We start from the raw sequence: 20,130 nt of genomic DNA on the forward strand, positions 1-20,130 counted from the left end.
GCGGTAGTCATTATGGTTAGGACGGGGTGCAGGGAGGGGTTCAACCCCTGTGCACCCCGTCCTGAGATTGATGGCTATCGCCATATAATGTTTTAACGAGAGGAATTTGGGCGAAGTCGAAATGATTTCATCTAAGATAGAAATTATCTAATCCTACCCAGCCTTCAAAACCCAGGAGTGAGCGGCCTCTCACCTTTGGTTGGAGGAATGGAGCCTTTGGTTGGAGGAATGGAGGGTAGCGGGTGCTAGGTTTGAGAAAAATACGTGGATAAGAAGGAGTTTCACCTTGGCGCAGTCTGTTTTTGATGATTCCAAATTGGCTCAACTGGATGTTCCTCAGGAGTGGAATCTCGCCGACCTCTATCAGGGCTTTGATGATCCAACCCTGGCGAATGATCTGGAGTGGTTACAGAAAACGGCAAACCAGTTTCGAGGTGCCTACCGTGGAAGGGTCGGGTCGTTGTCTCCAGAGGAAATTGCAAATTGTTTAAAACAATTGGAGGCGATCGCTGAAAAATCAGGCTATCTCTACGCCTTCCCATCCCTGGTTTTTTCGGCGGATACTCGCGATACGGAAGCAAAGCAGTTCCTTGACAAAGTGATGGAAGCGCTGACAGTTGTTGAAAATCAGCTTCTCTTCTTTGACCTGGAACTGAAAGGATTAGACGAAGAAAGATTTGCCGAACTGGATGCAGCACCCGTGCTTCAGACCTACCGTCACTATCTGAATCAGCTTGCCAGATTTCGCCCTTACAAACTCAGTGAAGAAGTGGAGCAGACCCGCAATCAGGACAACCTGACCGGACGGCAGGCGTTTATTCAACTGCGATCGGTCCACCTGGGCGAGCAGGAATATGAGCCCGTCACCACGCCCGATGGCAAATCTGCCAGTACGGAATCAGAACTGAGTGCCCTGTCGTTTCACCCTGACCCGCAGGTGCGTTACAACGCTTATGCCTCCATTCGTCAGGTGATGAAGCAGCACAACTCACTGTATGCTTACATTCTCAATACAGTGGCGCAGGACCATCGATTGGAAAACCAGATGCGTGGTTATTCTTCCACCCTGCACAAACAGCTATTGGCCGATGAGGTTTCAGAGCCCGTTTTCCGGGCAATTATGGAGGGGACGCGCGATCGCTTCGACCTCTGGCAACGCTATTACACCCTCAAGGGCAAAACATTGGGGCAGAAAATTCGCACCTGTGATGTCTATGCCCCCTGGACTACAGAAAGCCAACCACCCATTTCCTACAAAACAGGGGTTAAGACGCTGCTAGCTGCCCTGGATCAGTTCGACCCCAACTATGCCCGCCGAGCCGAAGAATTTTTCCTGAAAGACTGGGTGGATGCGAAGGTGCGTCCCGGCAAACGAGGAGGCGCCTTCTGTTCCTATACCTACGGGAAGCACAGCTATCTGCTGCTGTCTTATACAGATGATTACAATTCTCTGTTTACCCTGGCGCATGAGATGGGGCACGGGCTGCATTTTGCCTGGATTGGCGATCGCCAGACCTACCTCAACAGCAACCCCCCGATGGTGCTGGCAGAAATTGCTTCCACCTTTAATGAACTGCTACTGCTGGATTACCTGCTCAAAACAGCCGATGACCCTGCCTTGAAGCAATCCTTCCTTACCCGCCAGTTAGAGGATCAGCTCAATCTATTGTTCCGCCAGAGCACGATTAGCCGTCTGGAACTGGTAATCCACGATCGCGCGGTTGAAGGTAGCTTTGACGCCAAATTTGTGAATGAGCAGTGGCAGTCCCTTTATCAAGAACTGTGTGGCGATGCTGTCGAAGTCTTACCGGAACACCAGTATGATTGGGCCCGCATCAGTCATATCTACTTCAAACCTTATTATTGCTATCAGTACACGGCATCGAATATTGTCAGCCTCGCCTGCTACCAAAAATATCTGCAAGTCGGGGGCAAAGCCTTCATTCCTGGTTATCTGGAATTGCTAGCGGCAGGTGGCAGTATGGATCAGGTGGCAGCTCTCCGCAAGTATGTCGATGTTGATCTGGAGAATCCAGCTACGATCCATGCTGCTTTGGAGTATGTTGAAGGCTTGCTGGATCAACTTCAAGCGACTTTATGAGATGAAGATATCCTTGGCGTTGCTGAAAAGTGGGATGAATTGAAACGAAGTTTCAAGCATCCAGCACCTTTTTCATCCCCAGATTTAGCAATGCCGGTCCTTAAATTAAGGATATAGCGACAGTCACCAGGCTTAGGACGGGGTGCATAGGGGTTTTACCCCTGGCTGGGGCAAAGCCCCCAACCCCCCTTAAAACCAATGTTCTGAGTAATCTGGCGACAGCCGTAATTTCGGGGCTGGAGGGGGTGAAACTCCCTGCCTAAGGGGGGAGCCCCCATTCCCCCTTTACAAATTAATTATGACTACCTACTTATAAATTTGATTGAGAAGAAGCCCATGAGCGATAAGGCTAAAGGCTTGCCCTTCGTGCTGTAAAGTTACAGTATGTATGATGACGATGACTTGACAGTCCTCAACCTGGATGATGATCTAGAAAGTCCGCTAGATCACATGGAAGCCATTGATGCCGAGTCGGAGGAGCCAAAACCCGACCCGGAGGAAATGTTGTTGCTGTTGGAATCGCCAGATCCCAACCAGCGGATGCTAGCAGCGAGAGCATTCTGTGAACTTCAGGATGAGCGGGCAGTGCCCCATTTAATCCGACTCCTGGAAGACCCTTGCCCACTAGTAAGGGTGAGTGCGGCTTACGGGTTAGGACGAAATCCCAGTCCCGATGCTGTTGAATCCTTGATCAAGCAGTATGACGAGGATTTTAATGGTTACGTGCGAAAAGGGGTAATTTGGGCGCTGGGCAACTGCCGCGATCGCCGTTCCCAACCGACCCTGATTGATGCCCTCAAAACAGACATTTCTGCCGTTCGTTTATGGGCGGCTAGTGCTCTGGCGCAGATGTCAGCCGTTGGTTATGAAGCAGTGATTGCCTCGATTCCCCCCTTGATTGAAGCGATGCGCCGCGATCCGGTTGCTGCAGTACGCAGTAACTGTGCCTGGTCAATTGGCCAACTCTGCCGGGAACTGCCTTCCAATGTGGTTTATGCAACTGCCGTTGATGCTCTGTTAGAAACCCTGGTGGAGGATGAAGACCTGGGTGTGCGAGAGGATGCGCGATCGTCACTGCTTAAACTGGGAGATCCACGAGGATTGCAGATGATCGAGGAACTGGAACGGGAAGGATTACTCTAACCCATGGCCTGTCCTGCCAACCATCCCGTAGTCCAGGCACTTTGAAAGTTAAAGCCACCCGTCACCCCGTCGATGTCAAGAATTTCTCCGGCAAAATATAAACCAGGACAGCAACGGCTTTCCAGGGTTTTGAAATCGACTTCCTTGAGACTGACGCCACCGCAGGTAACAAACTCTTCTTTGAATGCACCTTTACCGCTGATCTGATATTGACCACGGGTAAGTTCCTGGATCAGGGCATTGAGGGTCTTATTGGAAAGTTCTGCCCAGCGAATTGGGCCAGTGCCGCCCTCGCCGATGCCAACCTGCTCGATCAACCGTTCCCAGAGGCGGCGGGGAATGGGCACCGGACAGTTTGCCGCAATGGTTCGCTGGGGTAATTGGGATTTTACTTTCAGTAAATCCTGTCGCAGGGTTTCCGGGTTGTATTGGGGCAGCCAGTTAATGATCAGTGTGGCCTGGTAGTGGCTGTCGTATAAGTCTCTGGCTCCCCAGGCAGAGAGTTTCAGCACGGCGGGACCGCTTAAGCCCCAATGGGTAATGAGCAAGGGGCCTGTTTGTTCCAGACGAGTTTTTTCTCCAATCTGAAGCCGCAGATGGACAGAATTGAAGGAAACTCCTGCCAGATTTTGCAGTCGGGAATCTCTGATGGTAAAGGTAAAGAGGGAGGGAACAGGAGGTTCGATGGAGTGACCTAGGGATTGGGCGATCGCATACCCTACCGGGCTACTTCCCGTTGCCAGCAACAGTCGGTCTACTTTCAGCACTTCACCCGATTTCAACTGAATCTGAAAAGTTGTTCCCGATTGCATCACTGACTTGACTGCCGCTCCTATCCGAACCTGGACTCCAGCATCGATGGCAGATTTCATCAAGCAATTCACAATTGTGGCAGAGTCGTCAGTTACGGGAAATATACGCCCGTCCGCCTCCGCTTTTAACTTCACTCCGCGGGACTCAAACCAGGCGATCGTATCTTTTGCCTGAAATCGGGTGAAGGCTCCCCTAAGAGCTTTGCTACCCCGTGGGTAGTGCTGTACCAGAAGAGAGGGGTCAAAACAAGCATGGGTGACATTACAGCGTCCCCCACCAGAAATTTCTACTTTGGTAAGAGGTTTACGAGCCGCTTCCAATAAAGTCACTCGCGCATGGGGATGGCTTTCCGCACAGGCAATGGCACCAAAGAAACCAGCTGCACCTCCACCAATGACAACGACATTTAGAGCTTTAAATGACATTTAGAGCTTTAATAGACAAGGAAGAATCAGAAAAGTTCATGACCAATCTCAGGCCATTTGTTCTGGCTCAAACTGATCTTTACTGGCTCCACAAACAGGGCAGACCCAATCTTCTGGAATAGCTTCAAACGGCGTACCTGGATCAATACCGCCATCCGGATCTCCTTCTTCCGGGTCATAAATGTACCCACAGACCGAGCAGATGTATCGCATGGTCAGCCCCCTCCTAAACAAACTCACTCTCTGGCAAAAAGCCGTAGCACATAGCGACTGGGGAATTTTCTCGACCGTTCATGACACATTCCTTCCGCCCGCAGTGGGTGCAGTCAGACCGGGTTGGCAGCACCAGTTCTACAGCCGGATATAAGCTAATGCCCTGGTTAATGCATCCCCGCGCTTCCAATTCAGAGATAGTATTGCAAATTAAAACGGCCTGGTAAATGCCCAAAGTTTGTCGCTGGTAGTTAATCTGTCTGAGGGTTTCTCCAAATCCCTGACCATCCGGTTTAATGAAAACCAACGCCCTCTGGGCCAGGCTCGCAAAGCAAACGGGTTTTTCTTGCTCAAAAAAGTCTCTGTATTGAATGGTGAGGGTTCCATCCGAATAGTGCAGGGTACGAATGTGACGCAGAAAAGGAATGGTGAAATTACCGTTTTGATCAACTGCATACCACCAGGACTTATACCAGGCATCGTGGGGCAACTGCAGGATATTTTCCACCTGTTTGGGGGTAAATCCTGACTCGGCTAGTAACGAGATGGTGGGTGCGAGGGCAAGGTTTTGTCCCAGCGTCTGAATTTCAGATGCGTGCCGGGTTAGCTTTGCTACTTCACGGCTTTCACGGGTCCAGCCACCGGTAGTCGGCCTCAATTCAACGGGCTGGTTAGGTTCTGCCAGCATGCACTTAATAACTTCAAAATGAAGAATACCATCTGCCGTCTGCTGGTTAGCGGTGGGAACCCCAATCTCGGTTGAAATGGTTTTCAGGTGCCGCTGCTCAACAATCGGTGGAATGCAGTTCACCAGGAGGGTTTTGAGCATAGTGGCATCGGCGATCGCCAGCGCCAGCTGAACTTGGTCACGAAAATCCCCCGCTTTAACTTGGTCGCTCAATGGATAAAACAGCGGATTACTCGGCATAGCAAACTTCTCGCTAAAATCAGCTCATTATTGGTGTCATGCCTTGCCCATCATTGTGACAGCAGATAAAGGTTCCTTCTATGCGATTGGTCCTTCTCTTAATAAATCGGAACAGGAAAGGGGTGAGGGAGTGATAGGGTAAGGTTTCTTTACTCCCCCACTCCCATCCCCGGCGTTGCTGAATTTGGGTATGAAATAGGTGCTGTATGCTCGAAACTTCGTTTCGATTCATGCTGCTTTTCAGCAACACTCCCATCCCCTGTTCCCTTCTGTCTTATGATGATCTAGCAGTGTTTGCCGTGTTGAGAATGCAAGCGTCAGAAGAGGGGAGTATGGAAGCATTGCCAGAAGGGTTGCAACAGTTGCGGGGAAAAGTGGCAATTGTCACAGGGGCTTCCCGAGGTATTGGGCGGACAACGGCACTGGTGCTGGCGGCGGAGGGAGCCAGGGTGGTGGTTAACTACGCCAGTTCACAAGAGTCGGCTGAGAAGGTGGTTGCAGAAATTCTGGCAATGGGGAGTGAGGCGATCGCCCTCCCCGCCGATGTTTCTAAGGCTGATCAGGTAGAATCCCTGGTCAACGCTACGATGGAGAAGTGGGGGCGGATTGATGTTCTGGTCAATAATGCGGGCATTACCCGTGATACACTTCTGTTGCGGATGAAGCCGGAGGAATGGCAGGCCGTGATTGATCTGAACCTGACGGGGGTTTTCCTCTGTACCCGTGCAGTGAGCAAAATCATGCTGAAGCAGCGCTCCGGGCGGATTATCAACATTACCTCCGTTGCTGGGCAGATGGGCAATCCTGGACAGGCCAACTACAGTGCCGCAAAGGCCGGTGTGATTGGCTTTACCAAGACGGTTGCCAAAGAGTTAGCCAGCCGTGGCATTACGGCTAATGCAGTGGCTCCTGGCTTCATTGCCACGGATATGACCCATAGCCTCGATGCGGAGGAGATCTTGAAATTCATTCCCCTGGGGCGCTATGGCAAACCGGAAGAGGTTGCAGGCATGATCCGCTTCCTGGCGGCGGATCCTGCCGCTGCCTATATTACCGGGCAGACGTTTAATGTGGATGGCGGTATGGTGATGATTTAGAGTTTTGAGGTCAAACTGTGGTTCGATCGGTCAAAATTTCGTAGCCGTCTTCGGTGACTAGAACGGTGTGTTCAAACTGGGCGGAGAGGGCATTATCGACGGTCACAACCGTCCAGCGATCGTGGAGAGTACGGGTGACTTTAGAACCTGCGTTGACGATGGGTTCGATCGCCAGCGTCATGCCAGCCTTCAATTTCACATTGGGTAAGGAGTGGGTGCGGAAGTTGAACACCGAGGGCTCTTCGTGCAGGTTGCGCCCGACCCCATGCCCGGTGTAGTCTTCAACCACGGTGAAACCATTTGCTTTCACATGGTCTTCGATCGCCCCAGCCAGGTCCATTAAAAATGCGCCCGCTTTGACCCTAGCAATGCCTTTGTAAAGAGCTTCTTCAGCCACTTGAATTAATCGGGCTGCTTCGGGAGTAACCCGGCCAACGGCGATCGTGATGCAAGAGTCACCATGAAAGCCTTCAAAGTAAGCGCCTGTATCCACTTTCAGCACATCCCCTTCGCGGATCACCTTCTTCCGATTGGGAATGCCATGTACTACCTCATGGTTAAGGCAGGCACAGATGGAAGCTGGAAACCCGTGGTAGCCCTTAAAACTGGGAGTGGCACCCATTTCCCGAATTCGCTTTTCCGCATGGGCATCCAGGTCTGCGGTAGTCATACCCGGCTCAACCAGTTCAGAAATCTCCTTCAGCACTGTCGCCACAATTTTCGCAGCCTGCCGCATAACCTCAATTTCTCGAGCAGATTTAATTTCAATCCCCCGACTTTTCCGTCCGAGCGCGGGTAGAGCAGATGGAGTGAGCAACTGGCTGATGAGATTCATGTTTGTCCTGAAGCTGAGTTTTGATCCGTCACTTTTATTAGAGTAACGTAAATCTTTTCCATACTTGGAATTCCCAGAATGGGATGCAATTTCAACACTCATTCGCTTAATATGACGGCGTTGCTAACTGTCATGAGAGTTTCCATATGAGACAGGCTTGGAAGTATGCGCTGGCAGGACTGGTAGGTCTTTTGATCGGACTGTCGTTTGCATCCTGTGGGCAGCAGAAGGGGGAGAGCCTTGAGCCGGAGGACCCCCTCAACTTTAAGTTTGTAGAAGGTAAAAAAATCAGCCAGAACCGACTGCTGGAGCTTCAGATCAATGGTGTGATTCTTAACAGCCCATCGGGAGGGATTTCGGGGTTGGCGGGAGGGGAGGTGACTTACGGTTATCAGATTCAGAGGCTTCTGGAACGCATCAGTGAAGACAAACGGGTCAAGGGAATTTTTCTGCGGCTTTCCACACCGGGAGGAACAGTGGTTGGTTCTGATGCCATCTACAATTCCCTAGTGAATTATCGGAAAACCACAAAACAGCCAATCGTTGGTTATGTTGAAGGACTGTCTGCGTCGGGAGGTGTGATGTCAATGGTGGGTGCGGATGTGATTTACGCAGCTCCGGGTAGTTTGATTGGTAGTATTGGTGTGATTGGGGCGGCATTAACTTACTATGACGGTCCCGTAGCTGTAGATGGTGGGCTGCTGGGTCAGGGAATTACTACTCGCAATGGAATTCAACAAACTATTATTTCTGCGGGGCGGGGCAAGGATTTGGGGAACCCTTTCCGCAAACCCACTGAGGAAGAACTCAAGGTGCTGCGACAGGGAGTCAACAATGAGTACAGCAACTTTGTGAACCGGGTTGCCAGGGCGCGGAACATTAGTGAAAAGCAGATCCGTGACCAGATGGGAGCGATGATTTTTGATAACAAAACAGCTCAGGAGTTTAAGCTCATTGATGGAACGAAGAGCCGGGATGAGGCGATCGCAGACCTAGTCAAGCGGGCAAAAGTTGGCGACGATTATCAAGTAGTGCAGGTCAGCCAGCAACGGGGCTTGTTGGCAGGTTTGCTGGGGAACCAGTCAATGGTTACCCAAAAAGAGCAAGAGCAAAAAACCATTACACGAGACCTCTGTACGGCAATCACCCATGCAGTGCTGGTTTACTACGGCAATGTTGCTCAGTTATGCCCACGTGAGTCGATCAGCCAATAAACCTGCCGCAGGGCTTACCTTTCCGCTCCCTGTCTTTCCCAACTTCCTTTGCCTTGATGGAGCCTACCCATGCCCACCTATCCTGGAATTTCAAGCACAGCTTTTCGGCATCCCCTTGATCGTCAAGCCGAACAGACGTTACGGGGAGTGCCAGGGTTTGACCTTGTTGCTCGAAAATTTGTGGAATTTCTGGCGGAACGTCCCCAGTTTGTCTTTCAGATGGGTAATAGCATTCATGTCGGGCCCCGACAATGTGCCAGCGTTTATCAGATTTTTCGAGAGTGTTTGCGGGATCTGGATGTTTATCCGGAGCCTAGTCTTTTTATCTCTCAAAACCCGTTGGCGAATGCATTTGCGCTTGGGCAGGATTATCCCTGTCTCACAATCAACAGTGGATTACTCGATCTATTGAGTGAGGCGGAATTGCGATCGGTCATTGCTCACGAACTGGGACACATCAAGTGTGGTCACTCTGTCCTGATTCAGATGGCTACCTGGACGATGTTTGCTGTCTCTGGATTATCCAGAATGACGTTTGGATTGAGCGAACTGATTACAACAGGACTTTTGATCGCGTTTTATGAGTGGCTACGCAAAGCAGAACTTTCCGCCGATCGCGCCTCTTTGCTGGTCATGGATGAGCTGAATCCGGTGATGCACTCCATGATGAAAATGGCAGGCGGCAGCAGCCATTATGCCCATGAGCTAAGTCTGGATGAGTTTATGCGCCAATCTCAGCAGTACCAGGAACTGGATCAGGACGGACTCAATCAGATTTACAAGTTTTTGCTCTATAACAATCTCTCTCAGGGAGTATTTTTAACCCATCCCTTTACGGTAGAACGGGCTATTTACTTGCAGGAATGGGCTGTTTCTGAGGAATACCGCCAAATTAAAGCAGGAAACTACCCCCGTGCTGGAGCAGAAGGCTCAGTGGAAGTTGAGGTAAAATCCGAATCAAATGTCGCTGAAACCCAGGCCGAAGTTGACGATTTACGTCGTCAAATTGAAGAGCTTCAGCGGGAAATCGATCGCATCAAACGCAGTGGCTAATCGTTTGCCGATTTCCCCTACAGAGCAGGCGGGATTCCCAATACCGGGCAAGGGAAATCATTTCCCAGACGTGCTATCAATGGACTCTCAGCCGACTCACAACCCAAAAGCAAGAGGGCCGCTGATTCGGTTTCTACTACACTACGCAGTTCCTCTGCAACCCGTCCAAAGCGCAGATGGGTTTCAAGGGAACCGCGCCATTCCTCCGCCAGGTGACGAGCCTGCCAGAGAATACGGTCTGCCTGCTCAAATTGTTCAAACTGACAGGATTGCTGGGTTCTCAAAAGTTCCGATGGAGAGTGCAGTTCGGCGATCGTTCCCCCGTTTAGGCGATGGGTTGAAGTCTGGCGAGAGTTTCCTATTTCGCGGTAATTACCCATCCCAACTGCCGACGCTTTGCGGATGCGCGACTGACCACACTCATCTTCCCAATCAACCACATATACAACCTGAACGATGACCTGTTGCTGGGTTGCAAGCCGTGTTTGATGGGCAATCCACAGCGTCAGGTCTAAAGCGGTCTGGCTTTTGGGTGAACCGTTATAACCCACTACAAAATTCAAGTCCTGAGTCGGTCGTGCTTTGACTCCAGGGCTTTGGGGGATGAGAACCATTCGTTTGGCTAAATCGTTGCGCCCCAGGGCACCTTCAAGACGGGCAAGCATTGATAAAGTGTTCACGTTTAAACCTCTCAGACAATAAGGAGTAGGGAGAGGTGGGTTAGGTATAGACACAAAAGCCTTTCCCGGAGGATTCCTGTCTTCCCGGAGACACCAATGACCAATGCTGCAAGAGCGATAGTCTTGGGTACTCCTCCCATTGCCGACGGAGTTAGCTGACGGGCTAAGACTGGAAGGTGTCTCTCTCAGCCATCCTGAGATTAGCCCCTGGAATTTGGTTCCTCCGCTCTGAATCCTTCAACCGCACTTCACAGTCGAAATGAATTCGGATTAGGCTACCCACTTGGTTAAAGTTCTGCTAAGTCATTGCAGAAATACTAGTTAAATTTAAACCAATCTGTTGTTCTAAACTGCTATTTCAAAAACAATCGCAGGCTAATGCTCGTAGAATCCCAGATCAGGTTTCGTAGCTAATATAGCGTATCCAAAACTGATCGCCTATCTCTCCCACCATAGTTTCACTATCGCTTATCAATCGAGTGGGGGCTTTGAGTTCGGTGATATGGCTGTTTATACCGAGTGCACTACTGAACTCATTTGTTTCTCCCTTTTGTTGCGATTTTATTTACAAAACCTCAAACTCTGGCAATTTAAATCATTTATATAAAAAAGGTGATTTGTAAAAGACTTTTCCATCAGGGAAAGTCTTTTCACAATCCAGATAGGATTGCTATGGCAATTTATGGCGTTCACAAATAGTTTGTGAACAAGGGGAGTAGAGGCGAAGCCCCCACGCAGGGGTGGAACCCCTGCACCCCGTTCAAATTTCGAGAAGGACGCTATAAGTCATTTTCGGACGGAGAAAGTTGTGAGAGTCCTTTTTCTATGGAAAAGTTTACTCCTAATCCATTTTGTAGGATGCTAGATTCTCAGCTTATTTCAAGCTACTTTACCCTTAAGCAATAAAGCTCCCATCCGATAGAATGAACACGCTCCGGTAGAATGACCTGAATGACGCGATCGCAGGATGCATGAATCTGAATCAACTAAACAGTGCGTTCACGCTATTTCTGAGTTTGCTGGTGGAGGCATTCCCGTTTCTGCTTTTGGGGGTGCTGTTTTCTGGCTTTCTTCTGTTTTTTGTCGATGAACGCAAGTTAGTCCGATTGATGCCTCAAAATCCGTTGCTGGGGGCTCTGGTTGGAAGCTGCATTGGCTTTTTGTTTCCTGTGTGTGAGTGTGGCAATGTGCCTGTTGCCCGCCGACTGCTGATGCAGGGAGTGCCGTCTTCGGTGGCAATAGGCTTTCTGCTGGCAGCACCAACGATTAATCCCGTGGTGATTTGGGCGACCTGGACAGCTTTTCGTGACCAGCCTGAAATTGTGTTCATGCGAATTGGCTTTTCTCTGGCGATCGCGACCATCCTGGGCTGGGTATTCAGCGCCCAGAAAGATTTGCGTCCCCTACTGCGCCCAGCAGTCGCACGGACAATTCCGGTGAAGGGGGAAGGGGCGCAGGGTTCTGCACCCGTACATAGGGGCGGTACCTCTACGCCTGCTCTCCTACAGTCTGGAACCTATTGGCTAAACGAGCCAGGACAGTTGGGACGATTGGATGTAGCTGAGCTTCAGGCGACAATGGTAGCAGCCAGTACAGCAGGCAAGCCGCTATCTTACAAGTTTATTCTGCTGATAGAAAATACCGTACAGGAAATGCGGGAGTTGGGTGGGGTGCTGATTTTGGGAAGCGCGATCGCCGCGATCGTGCAGGTCTTTGTTCCGCGGGACATTATCCTCAGTTTAGGGCAGGGGTCAGTCACCTCTATCCTTGCCATGATGCTGCTGGCGGCAGTTGTTTCGATCTGTTCCACCGTTGATTCTTTCTTTGCATTGTCTTTTGCCTCAACTTTTACTACAGGATCGCTTCTGGCTTTTCTGGTGTTTGGTCCCATGATCGATTTGAAGGCAGTTGGTCTGATGCTCTCCATCTTTAAGCCAAGAGCCGTTTTTTATCTGTTTGCCTTAGCGGGACAGTTGACATTTCTGTTTACGCTGATTGTGAATTTGTATGTGAGTTGAATTTCCTCGTTCCTTACTCCTCACCCTTCTCCCCTTCCCCTTTTTTCCTGCTAGACCCTGACCCCTCACGCCCTTTCCCCTTTCCTATGTCTCGTCTCCTTCGCTCTGTTCCTCCCTGGTTAGATGTAATGGCGATCGCAGCCTGGGGCCTTCTGTTTCTCAAGTACTGGCTGACTGGGAAGCTCTACCTGCTGATTCATCCCAATTACATGTGGCTGACGGTAGCTGCTGCGCTCGCGCTTCTGATATTGGCCGGTTTAAGGTCATGGATGCTGATCCAGCAGGCCCGCCGTCCGGCTGTACGAGGAGGTGCACCTAACCAGCACCTGACCCTGCTTCCGCCGGGATGGAGTAGTACGCTACTGCTGGCGATCGCCATTCTGGGAATGGTTGTTACCCCCCGTGCTTTTGCCAGCCAGACGGCGATTGATCGGGGTATTGCCGACACCTTAACCGTCACGCGGGTCAAGCCTCAAGCGTTTCGGGCATCTGAAAAGTCAGAGGACAAGTCTCTGGTTGATTGGATTCGGACGTTAACGGTTTATCCCGAACCCGATGCCTACACGGGGCAAAAAGCAAAGGTTCAGGGGTTTGTGACCTATCCCCCTCATTTGCCCAACCAGTACTTGCTCATTTCCCGCTTTGTGATTACTTGCTGCGCTGCCGATGTTTACCCGGTTAGCCTACCTGTCAAACTGTCCCAGAGCCGCGAAACCTACAAACCCGATACCTGGTTGGAAATTCAAGGGCAGATGGTTACAGAAACGCTGGCAGGCAAACGCCAGCTTGTGATTGAAGCAAAATCAATTGCAGAAATTCCCGAACCTCAGAATCCCTACGATTACTGACTGCTAATGCCAGCGACGAAATGGGCTTCTGAAAAAGAATGTGTCGTAACTGTCATAGATATGGATGCGTCCAAACCCCAGAAACTGACCTTGCGCTTTTTCTCCGGCAGGGAAGGCAGTTACGCCATATAAGTAAACGCCGCCAGCATAGGGGTTGCGATCGGCATATAGTTCAATCGTAATGGTTTTTCCAGGGGAAACGGGCGGATCAAATAGAACGGTAATTAATCGTTTATTGGGATCCAGCGTCACATTTTGGATGGGCAGTCTTGTTTCAGAACGACGACGGGTGCCCTCATAGGCCTCTGTTTTGCTGAGATCAAAGTATGCATAAGACACGTTATCTTCCTGGGAAATCGTGACCTTTTGCAGTGGTTCACCCGCATTCTCAGGCAGAGTGATGGTAAAGGAATACCACGAACCCCAAAAATAGGCAGCCGACTGAGATGCAGATGCTCCCACTAGCCTGGGTGCTCCCGTAAAGGCAACCGTTCCATCCGACAATTGCACTGCCTGCCCTGGAATGTTGATCACTCCAAAGGTGCTTACCGAAACTGCTAATGCCGCAACCAGCCGCGACCAATTAATCTTCATATATAGCGGTTTTCATTTGAATGAGGTATGTGATTGTGAAGTACAGTGAGGGTGCTCTGCACCCTCACTGTACTTCACACCCTTGAAAAGGACTATAGCGATCCTTCTTGAAATTTGAACAGGGTGCAGGGGGTGGAACTCCTTCGTGGGGACAAAGTCCCCCTTGTTCACAAACTATTTGTGAACGCTATAGGTCTTTTCAGAATCCAGTAAGTAAGTCGCCACAATTAATTTTAAAGGGGGGTTGGGGCTGCGCCCCCAGGCAGAGGGTTTCACCCCCTCTACCCCCGAAATTATCCTTAAATTAATTGCGCCCAGCTACTTATTGCTAGCCTAGCGCACTGATTTGCTGTCGTGGAGGTTGTCATCAGGTTTTTGACTTATGGTTTTCTAACGGGAGAAATACCAGATTCTGGTTCATTGTTTCTTTCCTTAAATCATTTGTGTTGATATTTAATTTGAAGTGAACTTCTATTAAACGGTGTAGGCTGTAAAACATTCCAAATGCTATTGTTTACTTGGACACAAAGAGCGAACATCCTCTTATCAGTAGTAGCTTTTGGGACTGTGTCCCCTTCCCGAAGCACCTGCGCGAGTCAGTGATCTGTAAGCGAATTGATTGTTTGTTAAAACATGTTTCGCGGATCATTGCGTGCCTCGTGTAACGCGTATTAGCTGGTTTTGTGCCAGCTGGCTAGTGTAGTCTACTCCAGTAAGAATATAAGGAGGACTGTGTTTCTGCCTATTTAGCTGGCGAGCGCAGGATATGTTTAGTTAACTGCATTGATTGGTTTAGTTCTTAACTCACTAACTTTTAACCTGGCAGATTTCTGCCAGGTTTTAGATTTTTTGAGTCTTTTCTTTTTTGAGTCTTTTCTAGTGTGTTTTTTTCCTATTTATTTCATGATGATTTCTTGCTGTATTCGATAAGCTAAGACTGAGGCTTTTAAGAGGCAACTCAAATGGCAATGATTTCTAGAGTAACTGTGAGAAAACCAGCCTGGCAAACGGTGGTGATGTTGACGTTGTTATTTTGGCTGAGTGCTAGTTTGATTGTGGACACCGTTGTGATGCCGGTTCTTTATACTTCCGGGATGATGGCCGAGTCTGGTTTTGCGATCGCTGGCCATTCCCTATTCTGGGTTTTTAACCGGGTTGAATTGGTGTGTGCGGCTCTGGTTTTGACTGGAATTCTCAATTTACGGTACACATTGGGGAACGGAACCCGACCGACTCATCAGGCCGTTTTTCTGGCCTCTCTGCTGCTAGTGGTAGCTCTGGCTTTCACCTATGGTTTGGCTCCTCAAATGAGCGGTTTAGGGCTGCAACTCAATTTGTTTAATCCGGTTTCAGAACCCCCTGCTTTAATGAATTCGCTGCATGCTGGTTACTGGTTACTGGAGACGCTGAAGCTACTGGCTGGGATTGTTTTACTGAAGGAATGCTGGAATTCTCTCAATTTAAATTTGCTAGGGATTGGGGATTGAGTAGTTCCTGCCGCATGCTTAAGCTCGAGGAGTTCGCCTGACTTATGAAAGTTTGGTTGCCAATCCCAGCAGTGTTTTTGTTCGTGGGGTCAATAGGGTGCGTCGGTAAGCATCAGCAGCTTTCTTAATCGCTTCTGCCTGGGTAGGGTAGGGGTGAATAACGCTAGAGAGTTTGCTAAGACCAATTTTGTGGACGATCGCCATTGTAATTTCACTGATCATTTCTCCCGCGTGGTTGGCCACAATCGTGGCTCCCACAATCCGGTCTGAGCCTTTTTTGTAGTGAATTTTGACAAAGCCTTCTTCCTCACCATCGGCGATTGCCCGATCCACGCCAGTAAAGGGAATTTTAATCGTTTCAATCTCAATTCTCTGTTCCTTTGCTTCCCGCTCGTAAAGCCCGACATGGGCAACTTCGGGCGCGGTGTAGGTTGCCCAGGGCATCACCAGACTGCTGAGCCTGGAGCGTCCCAGTCCAAAGGGGGCAAACAAGGCATTTTTGATGACAATCCGGGCTGCCGCATCCGCGGCGTGGGTGAATTTCCAGTTCATGCAGATGTCGCCTGCCGCATAAATTTTGGGGTTCGTCGTTTGCAGGTAATCATTCACCAGGATGCCCTTGCGCGGGTCGTACTGTACCCCAACGGCTTCCAGGTTTAGCCCTTCTACATTGGGGGCACGCCCCGCCCCAACCAGGATTTCGTCAACGGTGACGGTGCTTTCCTGGCCATTGCTAGTGAAATAAATGGTTTTACCTGCGGGCGTTTTTTCGACCCAGTTGAGTTTGCAGTTCAGTACTAGCCGGATGCCTTCCCGCAGAAAGACTTGCTGCACAATTTCGGCGGCATCGGCATCTTCCTTATCCAGGATGTGATCATTCTTGTGCAGCAAGGTTACTTCACAGCCCAGACGCTGAAAGGATTGGGCCAGCTCACAGCCAATCGGTCCGGCTCCAATGACGGCTAATCGGTTGGGGCGTTCTGTAAGAGAAAACACGGTTTCGTTCGTGAGAAATCCTGCTTCTGCCAGTCCTTCAATCCTGGGACGCAGGGCACGGGCACCCGTGGCGATGACCGCTTTTTTGAAGCGCAGAGAATTCCCTTCAACCTGGAGCGTATTGTTACTGATAAATCGCCCTTCGCCCAGAAACACGTCTACGCCCAATTTTTGAAACCGCTCGGCTGAGTCGTGGTGGCTGATGCCTGCTCTGAGTCGCCGCATTCGTTCCATTACAGCGGGAAAGTCTACTTCGATATCCTTGGGCGATCGCACCCCAAAGCGATCAGCATCTCGCATATCAGCAACCACCCGTGAGGAGCGAATCAGACACTTAGAAGGAACACAGCCCACATTCAGGCAATCTCCCCCCATCAAGTGCTTTTCAATCAGTGCCACTTTCAACCCCAATCCCAGCCCTGCGGCTCCAGCCGCCGTCACCAACCCAGCGGTTCCTGCCCCAATCACGACCAGATCGTAACATTCGGCGGGTTTGGGATTTACCCAATCCAGCGGATGGACGTAGGAAACTAGTGTCTGGTTGTACTGGTCTAGGGGTTGAATGCTGGGTTCATCTGTGGTGAAAGATGACATAGACACCTACTCTCCCTCCCTGATGGGCGCGTTGTTCACTGGTTCATTTGCGACACTTTCATCTAAGGCTTTCCGGGCAATCCGGGTGACGTAAACGGTGACAGCAATCGTAGCAATCAAGCCAACAATGCGAATGATCCATTGAATCATTTGGGTTTGGGGATTGGCGGTTGAGGGGGAGCCAATCATGGCCAGACTGCCTGCAAGAGAGCCTATGTAGACGTACATAACCGTTCCAGGGAGCATGCCAATGAATCCCACAAGATAATCCTTCAGAGAAACCTGGGTGACACCAAGAGCATAGTTCAACAGGTTGAAGGGGAAGACGGGGGAAAGGCGTGTTAGAATCACAATCTTGAGACCTTCACGGGCGATCGCATTGTCCACAGCCTTGAATTTTGTATTGCCTTCGATCTGTTTCGAGACCCAACCCCTGGCCAGGTAACGTCCGATTAGAAAAGCCAGGGTTGCGCCGATAGAAGCGGCCAGAAAAACATAAACTGAGCCCAGTAACACTCCAAAGATGGCACCCCCCCCAAGCGTCAGCAAGGAACCGGGGATAAACAGCACGGTTGCCAGAATATAGATTGCCATAAAGGCGATCGCCCCAGCAGGTCCCAAGTTCTGGATCCAGAGCAGAACACTTTGCAGATAATCCTGCACATTCAATTGTTTCAGTGCGATCGCGAGAATGGCTACGCCAGAAGCAATCATAAATAACCTCAGCCACTTTGACCTTAAAAAGGATTGTTGGGTCATGGGATTCACCATATTACTTGTGCCGTCGGCTCACGTACATCTGTCATCTATAAGCTGTAGCTGTCGCCAGGTTGCTCAGGGCATTAGCTTTAACGAGGGTGTGGAGGCTTCGCCTCCAGCCAGGGGTTCCCCCCTGCACCCGTCCTCAACTTAGTGACTTATAGCTTTCACAAATAGTTTGTGAACAATGGGGGCGAAGCTCCCACACAGGGGTTCCACCCCTGCACCCTGTTCAAATTTCAAGAAGGATCGCTATAACTATAACTTTAGGAAAAAGCCTTCTGGGAAGAATGATTTTTTCCTGAGTTGTTCGGAAGAGTTTGCTAATAAAATTCATCCCATTTTTCTGGGTCTGAAGGATGTACGTGGGCGATCGCAAAATGGATGTTGTATAGCTCTACGCAGGTGCGTTAGGACATTGGAATTAGAGAATGAGTGGGGGCTTCGCCCCCAGCCAGGGGTTCCACCCCCGCACCCCGTCCTAACCACAATGACTATCGCTATAAAGTTCAGGTGAGGCAACAGTTCAGGTGAGGCAACCCACCAATCCAGTTCGGTTCTGCCCACTTCGCATCCTTGAGTTTACTGAGTACATTAAATTTATAGAATCATTACAGCCGTTGATTGAGGTTCCTTCTGTGAACAACACATCAGATAGAGTGCCAGAATTCTTTGGAGATACTGCTGAGTCGGGCAATCAGTTCTGGCATTACGTCCAGTCCCTTAGCCCCGAAGCGATCGCCCAGCTTTCGCGTCCTAGCTCTCCTGAGGTGTTCCAGGTAATGGAGCGAAACATTATCGGCATGTTAGGTGCTTTACCTTCCGAACACTTCAACATTACGGTAACCACCTCTCGCGAAGATCTGGGACGTTTGCTGGCGTCTGCGATGATGAGCGGTTACTTCCTCCGTAATGCCGAGCAGCGGATGGCGCTAGAAAAATCTTTGATTGGTGCAGATAATTCCACCACAGAGGGCTAATAGCTGTTAGCCGTCCGGGCTCTGTTGGTATCGACTGATTTTTCTAGAAACTTCTGAAATGCTAATCGCTGTTTGCTAAACGTTAGTCGGATAAGTGGCCCTCTCAAGAAAGCGATCGCACTCTCCTAAACTTAAAGACTCGGCAGGTGGTGGATATTACCTGCCGGGTTCTAATATTAGCGACTTAAAAACCAGCGATTTGAGAATCGGTGATTTAAGACACTCATTGCTGAACTGGTATCACCAGTCTGGGAGGGATTTACCCTGGCGGCATAGCCGTGACCCCTACGCCATCTGGATATCTGAGATTATGCTGCAACAGACCCAGGTGAAAACGGTTATTCCCTATTACGAACGCTGGTTAGAATGGTTCCCAACTGTTCAAGACCTGGCAATGGCAGACCAGCAGCAGGTTTTGAAGGCATGGCAGGGATTGGGATATTATGCTCGTGCCCGCAATCTGCACCTGGCGGCTCAGGAACTGGTTAAGCAATACAATGGCGTATTTCCTGAACAACTGGAGGTTGCCATTTCCCTTCCCGGTATTGGACGTACAACCGCGGGGGGAATTCTAAGTGCAGCATTCAACCAGCCAACTCCCATTCTGGATGGCAATGTAAAGCGCGTACTGGCACGCTTAGTGGCCTTGCAGGTTCCTCCCAATCGCGCGATCGCCCATCTCTGGCAATTATCTGAAAGTCTTCTTGACCCCCGGCAGTCGCGTGATTTTAACCAGGCTTTGATGGATCTGGGAGCTACCCTCTGTACTCCCCATAGCCCAGATTGTCCTCGCTGTCCCTGGAAACTGCACTGTCAGGCTTACAATCTAGGCATTCAATCTCAATTACCTATGACTGAAACCCGCGCTCCTATCCCCCGCAAAATGATTGGGGTAGCTGTTATCTGGAACAGCCAGGGACAGATCCTGATTGACCGCCGCCGTCAAAGTGGTCTTTTAGGTGGATTGTGGGAATTTCCTGGGGGCAAGCTGGAACCGGGAGAAACGGTGGAAGACTGCATTCAGCGGGAAATCCGGGAAGAGTTGGGGATTGAGATTCAGGTGGGCGATCGCCTCATTACTGTCGAACACACCTACTCCCACTTCCATGTCACACTCAACGTCCACCATTGTCGTCATATTAGCGGCGAACCTCAACCGATTGAGTGCGATGAAGTGCGTTGGGTCACCCTTGTCGAACTGGAGCAATACCCCTTTCCTAAAGCAAATGTACAGATCATTGAAGCCCTGAAGCAAAAGGCGGAAGGTGTAGATGGGTCAGGGGTGGAACCCCTTGCTGGGGGCGCAGCCCCCACACCCCCTTAGAGCCAATGTCCTGAGCAACCTGGCGACA

The 20,130-nt window shown here is 50.2% G+C and carries 18 protein-coding genes and 1 riboswitch; of the genes, 10 read left to right on the top strand and 8 right to left on the bottom strand.

The features are described from left to right. Nucleotides 1-286 precede the first annotated feature (286 nt). Entirely contained in the window at nt 287-2,101 is a 1,815-nt protein-coding gene (locus tag P4D80_RS22005) for a M3 family oligoendopeptidase (protein ID WP_421656190.1), read from the top strand. Between the two features lie 384 nt (nt 2,102-2,485). Beyond that, complete coding sequence (locus P4D80_RS22010; protein ID WP_421656191.1) at nt 2,486-3,244, top strand: HEAT repeat domain-containing protein; 759 nt, start codon at nt 2,486-2,488, stop codon at nt 3,242-3,244. Here the strand turns inward: P4D80_RS22010 and P4D80_RS22015 are convergent. Genes P4D80_RS22015 through P4D80_RS22025 form a run of 3 tightly spaced genes read right to left on the bottom strand, consistent with a single transcriptional unit; the run spans nt 3,241 to nt 5,623 of the window. Then, nucleotides 3,241-4,482, bottom strand: coding sequence for an NAD(P)/FAD-dependent oxidoreductase (locus tag P4D80_RS22015; RefSeq protein ID WP_421656192.1), 1,242 nt, complete (start codon nt 4,480-4,482; stop codon nt 3,241-3,243). The genes P4D80_RS22010 and P4D80_RS22015 overlap by 4 nt on opposite strands. 48 nt (nt 4,483-4,530) lie before the next feature. Then, the gene (rd, locus tag P4D80_RS22020) at nt 4,531-4,695 is read right to left on the bottom strand and encodes a rubredoxin (protein WP_421656193.1); all 165 of its coding nucleotides are present in this window, start codon (nt 4,693-4,695) and stop codon (nt 4,531-4,533) included. A 13-nt stretch (nt 4,696-4,708) separates the two neighbouring features. Continuing rightward, nucleotides 4,709-5,623 (bottom strand): hypothetical protein, encoded by a 915-nt coding sequence (locus P4D80_RS22025; protein ID WP_421656194.1) that lies wholly within the window; start codon nt 5,621-5,623, stop codon nt 4,709-4,711. 332 nt (nt 5,624-5,955) lie between these two features. Between P4D80_RS22025 and fabG the strand changes: the two genes are divergently transcribed. Next, nucleotides 5,956-6,720, top strand: coding sequence for a 3-oxoacyl-[acyl-carrier-protein] reductase (fabG, locus tag P4D80_RS22030; protein ID WP_421659583.1), 765 nt, complete (start codon nt 5,956-5,958; stop codon nt 6,718-6,720). A 10-nt stretch (nt 6,721-6,730) separates the two neighbouring features. Here fabG and map read toward each other — a convergent pair whose 3' ends face one another. Next, nucleotides 6,731-7,555 (bottom strand): type I methionyl aminopeptidase, encoded by an 825-nt coding sequence (map, locus tag P4D80_RS22035; RefSeq protein WP_421656195.1) that lies wholly within the window; start codon nt 7,553-7,555, stop codon nt 6,731-6,733. Between the two features lie 146 nt (nt 7,556-7,701). Here map and P4D80_RS22040 point away from each other — a divergent pair, with 146 nt between their 5' ends. Both P4D80_RS22040 and P4D80_RS22045 read left to right on the top strand, forming a co-directional pair. Further along, nucleotides 7,702-8,769: a S49 family peptidase gene (locus tag P4D80_RS22040; protein WP_421656196.1), complete on the top strand. Its 1,068-nt coding sequence runs from the start codon at nt 7,702-7,704 to the stop codon at nt 8,767-8,769. Between the two features lie 69 nt (nt 8,770-8,838). Beyond that, nucleotides 8,839-9,822 (top strand): M48 family metallopeptidase, encoded by a 984-nt coding sequence (locus P4D80_RS22045; protein WP_421656197.1) that lies wholly within the window; start codon nt 8,839-8,841, stop codon nt 9,820-9,822. A 17-nt stretch (nt 9,823-9,839) separates the two neighbouring features. Here P4D80_RS22045 and P4D80_RS22050 read toward each other — a convergent pair whose 3' ends face one another. Beyond that, the gene (locus tag P4D80_RS22050; protein WP_421656198.1) at nt 9,840-10,502 is read right to left on the bottom strand and encodes a universal stress protein; all 663 of its coding nucleotides are present in this window, start codon (nt 10,500-10,502) and stop codon (nt 9,840-9,842) included. 125 nt (nt 10,503-10,627) lie between these two features. Then, nucleotides 10,628-10,758: riboswitch (cyclic di-AMP (ydaO/yuaA leader) on the bottom strand. A 721-nt stretch (nt 10,759-11,479) separates the two neighbouring features. Here P4D80_RS22050 and P4D80_RS22055 point away from each other — a divergent pair. Next, nucleotides 11,480-12,520: a permease gene (locus tag P4D80_RS22055; protein WP_421659584.1), complete on the top strand. Its 1,041-nt coding sequence runs from the start codon at nt 11,480-11,482 to the stop codon at nt 12,518-12,520. Nucleotides 12,521-12,606: 86 nt separating this feature from the next. Then, on the top strand, nt 12,607-13,368 hold the full coding sequence (locus P4D80_RS22060; protein WP_421656199.1) for a TIGR03943 family putative permease subunit: 762 nt from the start codon (nt 12,607-12,609) through the stop codon (nt 13,366-13,368). A gap of 3 nt (nt 13,369-13,371) precedes the next feature. Here P4D80_RS22060 and P4D80_RS22065 read toward each other — a convergent pair whose 3' ends face one another. Next, nucleotides 13,372-13,962: a DUF2808 domain-containing protein gene (locus P4D80_RS22065; protein WP_421656200.1), complete on the bottom strand. Its 591-nt coding sequence runs from the start codon at nt 13,960-13,962 to the stop codon at nt 13,372-13,374. A gap of 962 nt (nt 13,963-14,924) precedes the next feature. Between P4D80_RS22065 and P4D80_RS22070 the strand changes: the two genes are divergently transcribed. Continuing rightward, complete coding sequence (locus P4D80_RS22070; protein WP_421656201.1) at nt 14,925-15,449, top strand: hypothetical protein; 525 nt, start codon at nt 14,925-14,927, stop codon at nt 15,447-15,449. Nucleotides 15,450-15,491: 42 nt separating this feature from the next. Here P4D80_RS22070 and P4D80_RS22075 read toward each other — a convergent pair whose 3' ends face one another. Together P4D80_RS22075 and P4D80_RS22080 are read right to left on the bottom strand one after the other, a co-directional pair. After that, nucleotides 15,492-17,039 (bottom strand): mercuric reductase, encoded by a 1,548-nt coding sequence (locus tag P4D80_RS22075; RefSeq protein WP_421656202.1) that lies wholly within the window; start codon nt 17,037-17,039, stop codon nt 15,492-15,494. Between the two features lie 6 nt (nt 17,040-17,045). Then, on the bottom strand, nt 17,046-17,753 hold the full coding sequence (locus P4D80_RS22080) for a TVP38/TMEM64 family protein (protein WP_421656203.1): 708 nt from the start codon (nt 17,751-17,753) through the stop codon (nt 17,046-17,048). Between the two features lie 683 nt (nt 17,754-18,436). On the opposite strand from P4D80_RS22080, the gene P4D80_RS22085 reads away from it, so the two are divergent. Both P4D80_RS22085 and mutY read left to right on the top strand, forming a co-directional pair. After that, entirely contained in the window at nt 18,437-18,778 is a 342-nt protein-coding gene (locus tag P4D80_RS22085) for a DUF760 domain-containing protein (RefSeq protein ID WP_421656204.1), read from the top strand. Nucleotides 18,779-18,872: 94 nt separating this feature from the next. Continuing rightward, nucleotides 18,873-20,102, top strand: a complete 1,230-nt coding sequence (gene mutY / locus P4D80_RS22090) for an A/G-specific adenine glycosylase (RefSeq protein ID WP_421656205.1) — start codon at nt 18,873-18,875, stop codon at nt 20,100-20,102. Nucleotides 20,103-20,130: the final 28 nt, after the last annotated feature.

The organism is Leptothermofonsia sp. ETS-13, from assembly GCF_049200465.1.
Lineage (GTDB): Bacteria > Cyanobacteriota > Cyanobacteriia > Leptolyngbyales > Leptolyngbyaceae > Leptothermofonsia.

What these genes read in the sequence shown, in the direction of transcription:
- P4D80_RS22010 (WP_421656191.1), top strand. Translation starts at nt 2,486, where the DNA reads ATGTATGATGACGATGACTTGACAGTCCTCAACCTGGATGATGATCTA.
- P4D80_RS22015 (WP_421656192.1), bottom strand. Translation starts at nt 4,482, where the DNA reads ATGTCATTTAAAGCTCTAAATGTCGTTGTCATTGGTGGAGGTGCAGCT.
- rd (WP_421656193.1), bottom strand. Translation starts at nt 4,695, where the DNA reads ATGCGATACATCTGCTCGGTCTGTGGGTACATTTATGACCCGGAAGAA.
- P4D80_RS22025 (WP_421656194.1), bottom strand. Translation starts at nt 5,623, where the DNA reads ATGCCGAGTAATCCGCTGTTTTATCCATTGAGCGACCAAGTTAAAGCG.
- fabG (WP_421659583.1), top strand. Translation starts at nt 5,956, where the DNA reads ATGGAAGCATTGCCAGAAGGGTTGCAACAGTTGCGGGGAAAAGTGGCA.
- map (WP_421656195.1), bottom strand. Translation starts at nt 7,555, where the DNA reads ATGAATCTCATCAGCCAGTTGCTCACTCCATCTGCTCTACCCGCGCTC.
- P4D80_RS22040 (WP_421656196.1), top strand. Translation starts at nt 7,702, where the DNA reads ATGAGACAGGCTTGGAAGTATGCGCTGGCAGGACTGGTAGGTCTTTTG.
- P4D80_RS22045 (WP_421656197.1), top strand. Translation starts at nt 8,839, where the DNA reads ATGCCCACCTATCCTGGAATTTCAAGCACAGCTTTTCGGCATCCCCTT.
- P4D80_RS22060 (WP_421656199.1), top strand. Translation starts at nt 12,607, where the DNA reads ATGTCTCGTCTCCTTCGCTCTGTTCCTCCCTGGTTAGATGTAATGGCG.
- P4D80_RS22065 (WP_421656200.1), bottom strand. Translation starts at nt 13,962, where the DNA reads ATGAAGATTAATTGGTCGCGGCTGGTTGCGGCATTAGCAGTTTCGGTA.
- P4D80_RS22070 (WP_421656201.1), top strand. Translation starts at nt 14,925, where the DNA reads ATGGCAATGATTTCTAGAGTAACTGTGAGAAAACCAGCCTGGCAAACG.
- P4D80_RS22075 (WP_421656202.1), bottom strand. Translation starts at nt 17,039, where the DNA reads ATGTCATCTTTCACCACAGATGAACCCAGCATTCAACCCCTAGACCAG.
- P4D80_RS22080 (WP_421656203.1), bottom strand. Translation starts at nt 17,753, where the DNA reads ATGATTGCTTCTGGCGTAGCCATTCTCGCGATCGCACTGAAACAATTG.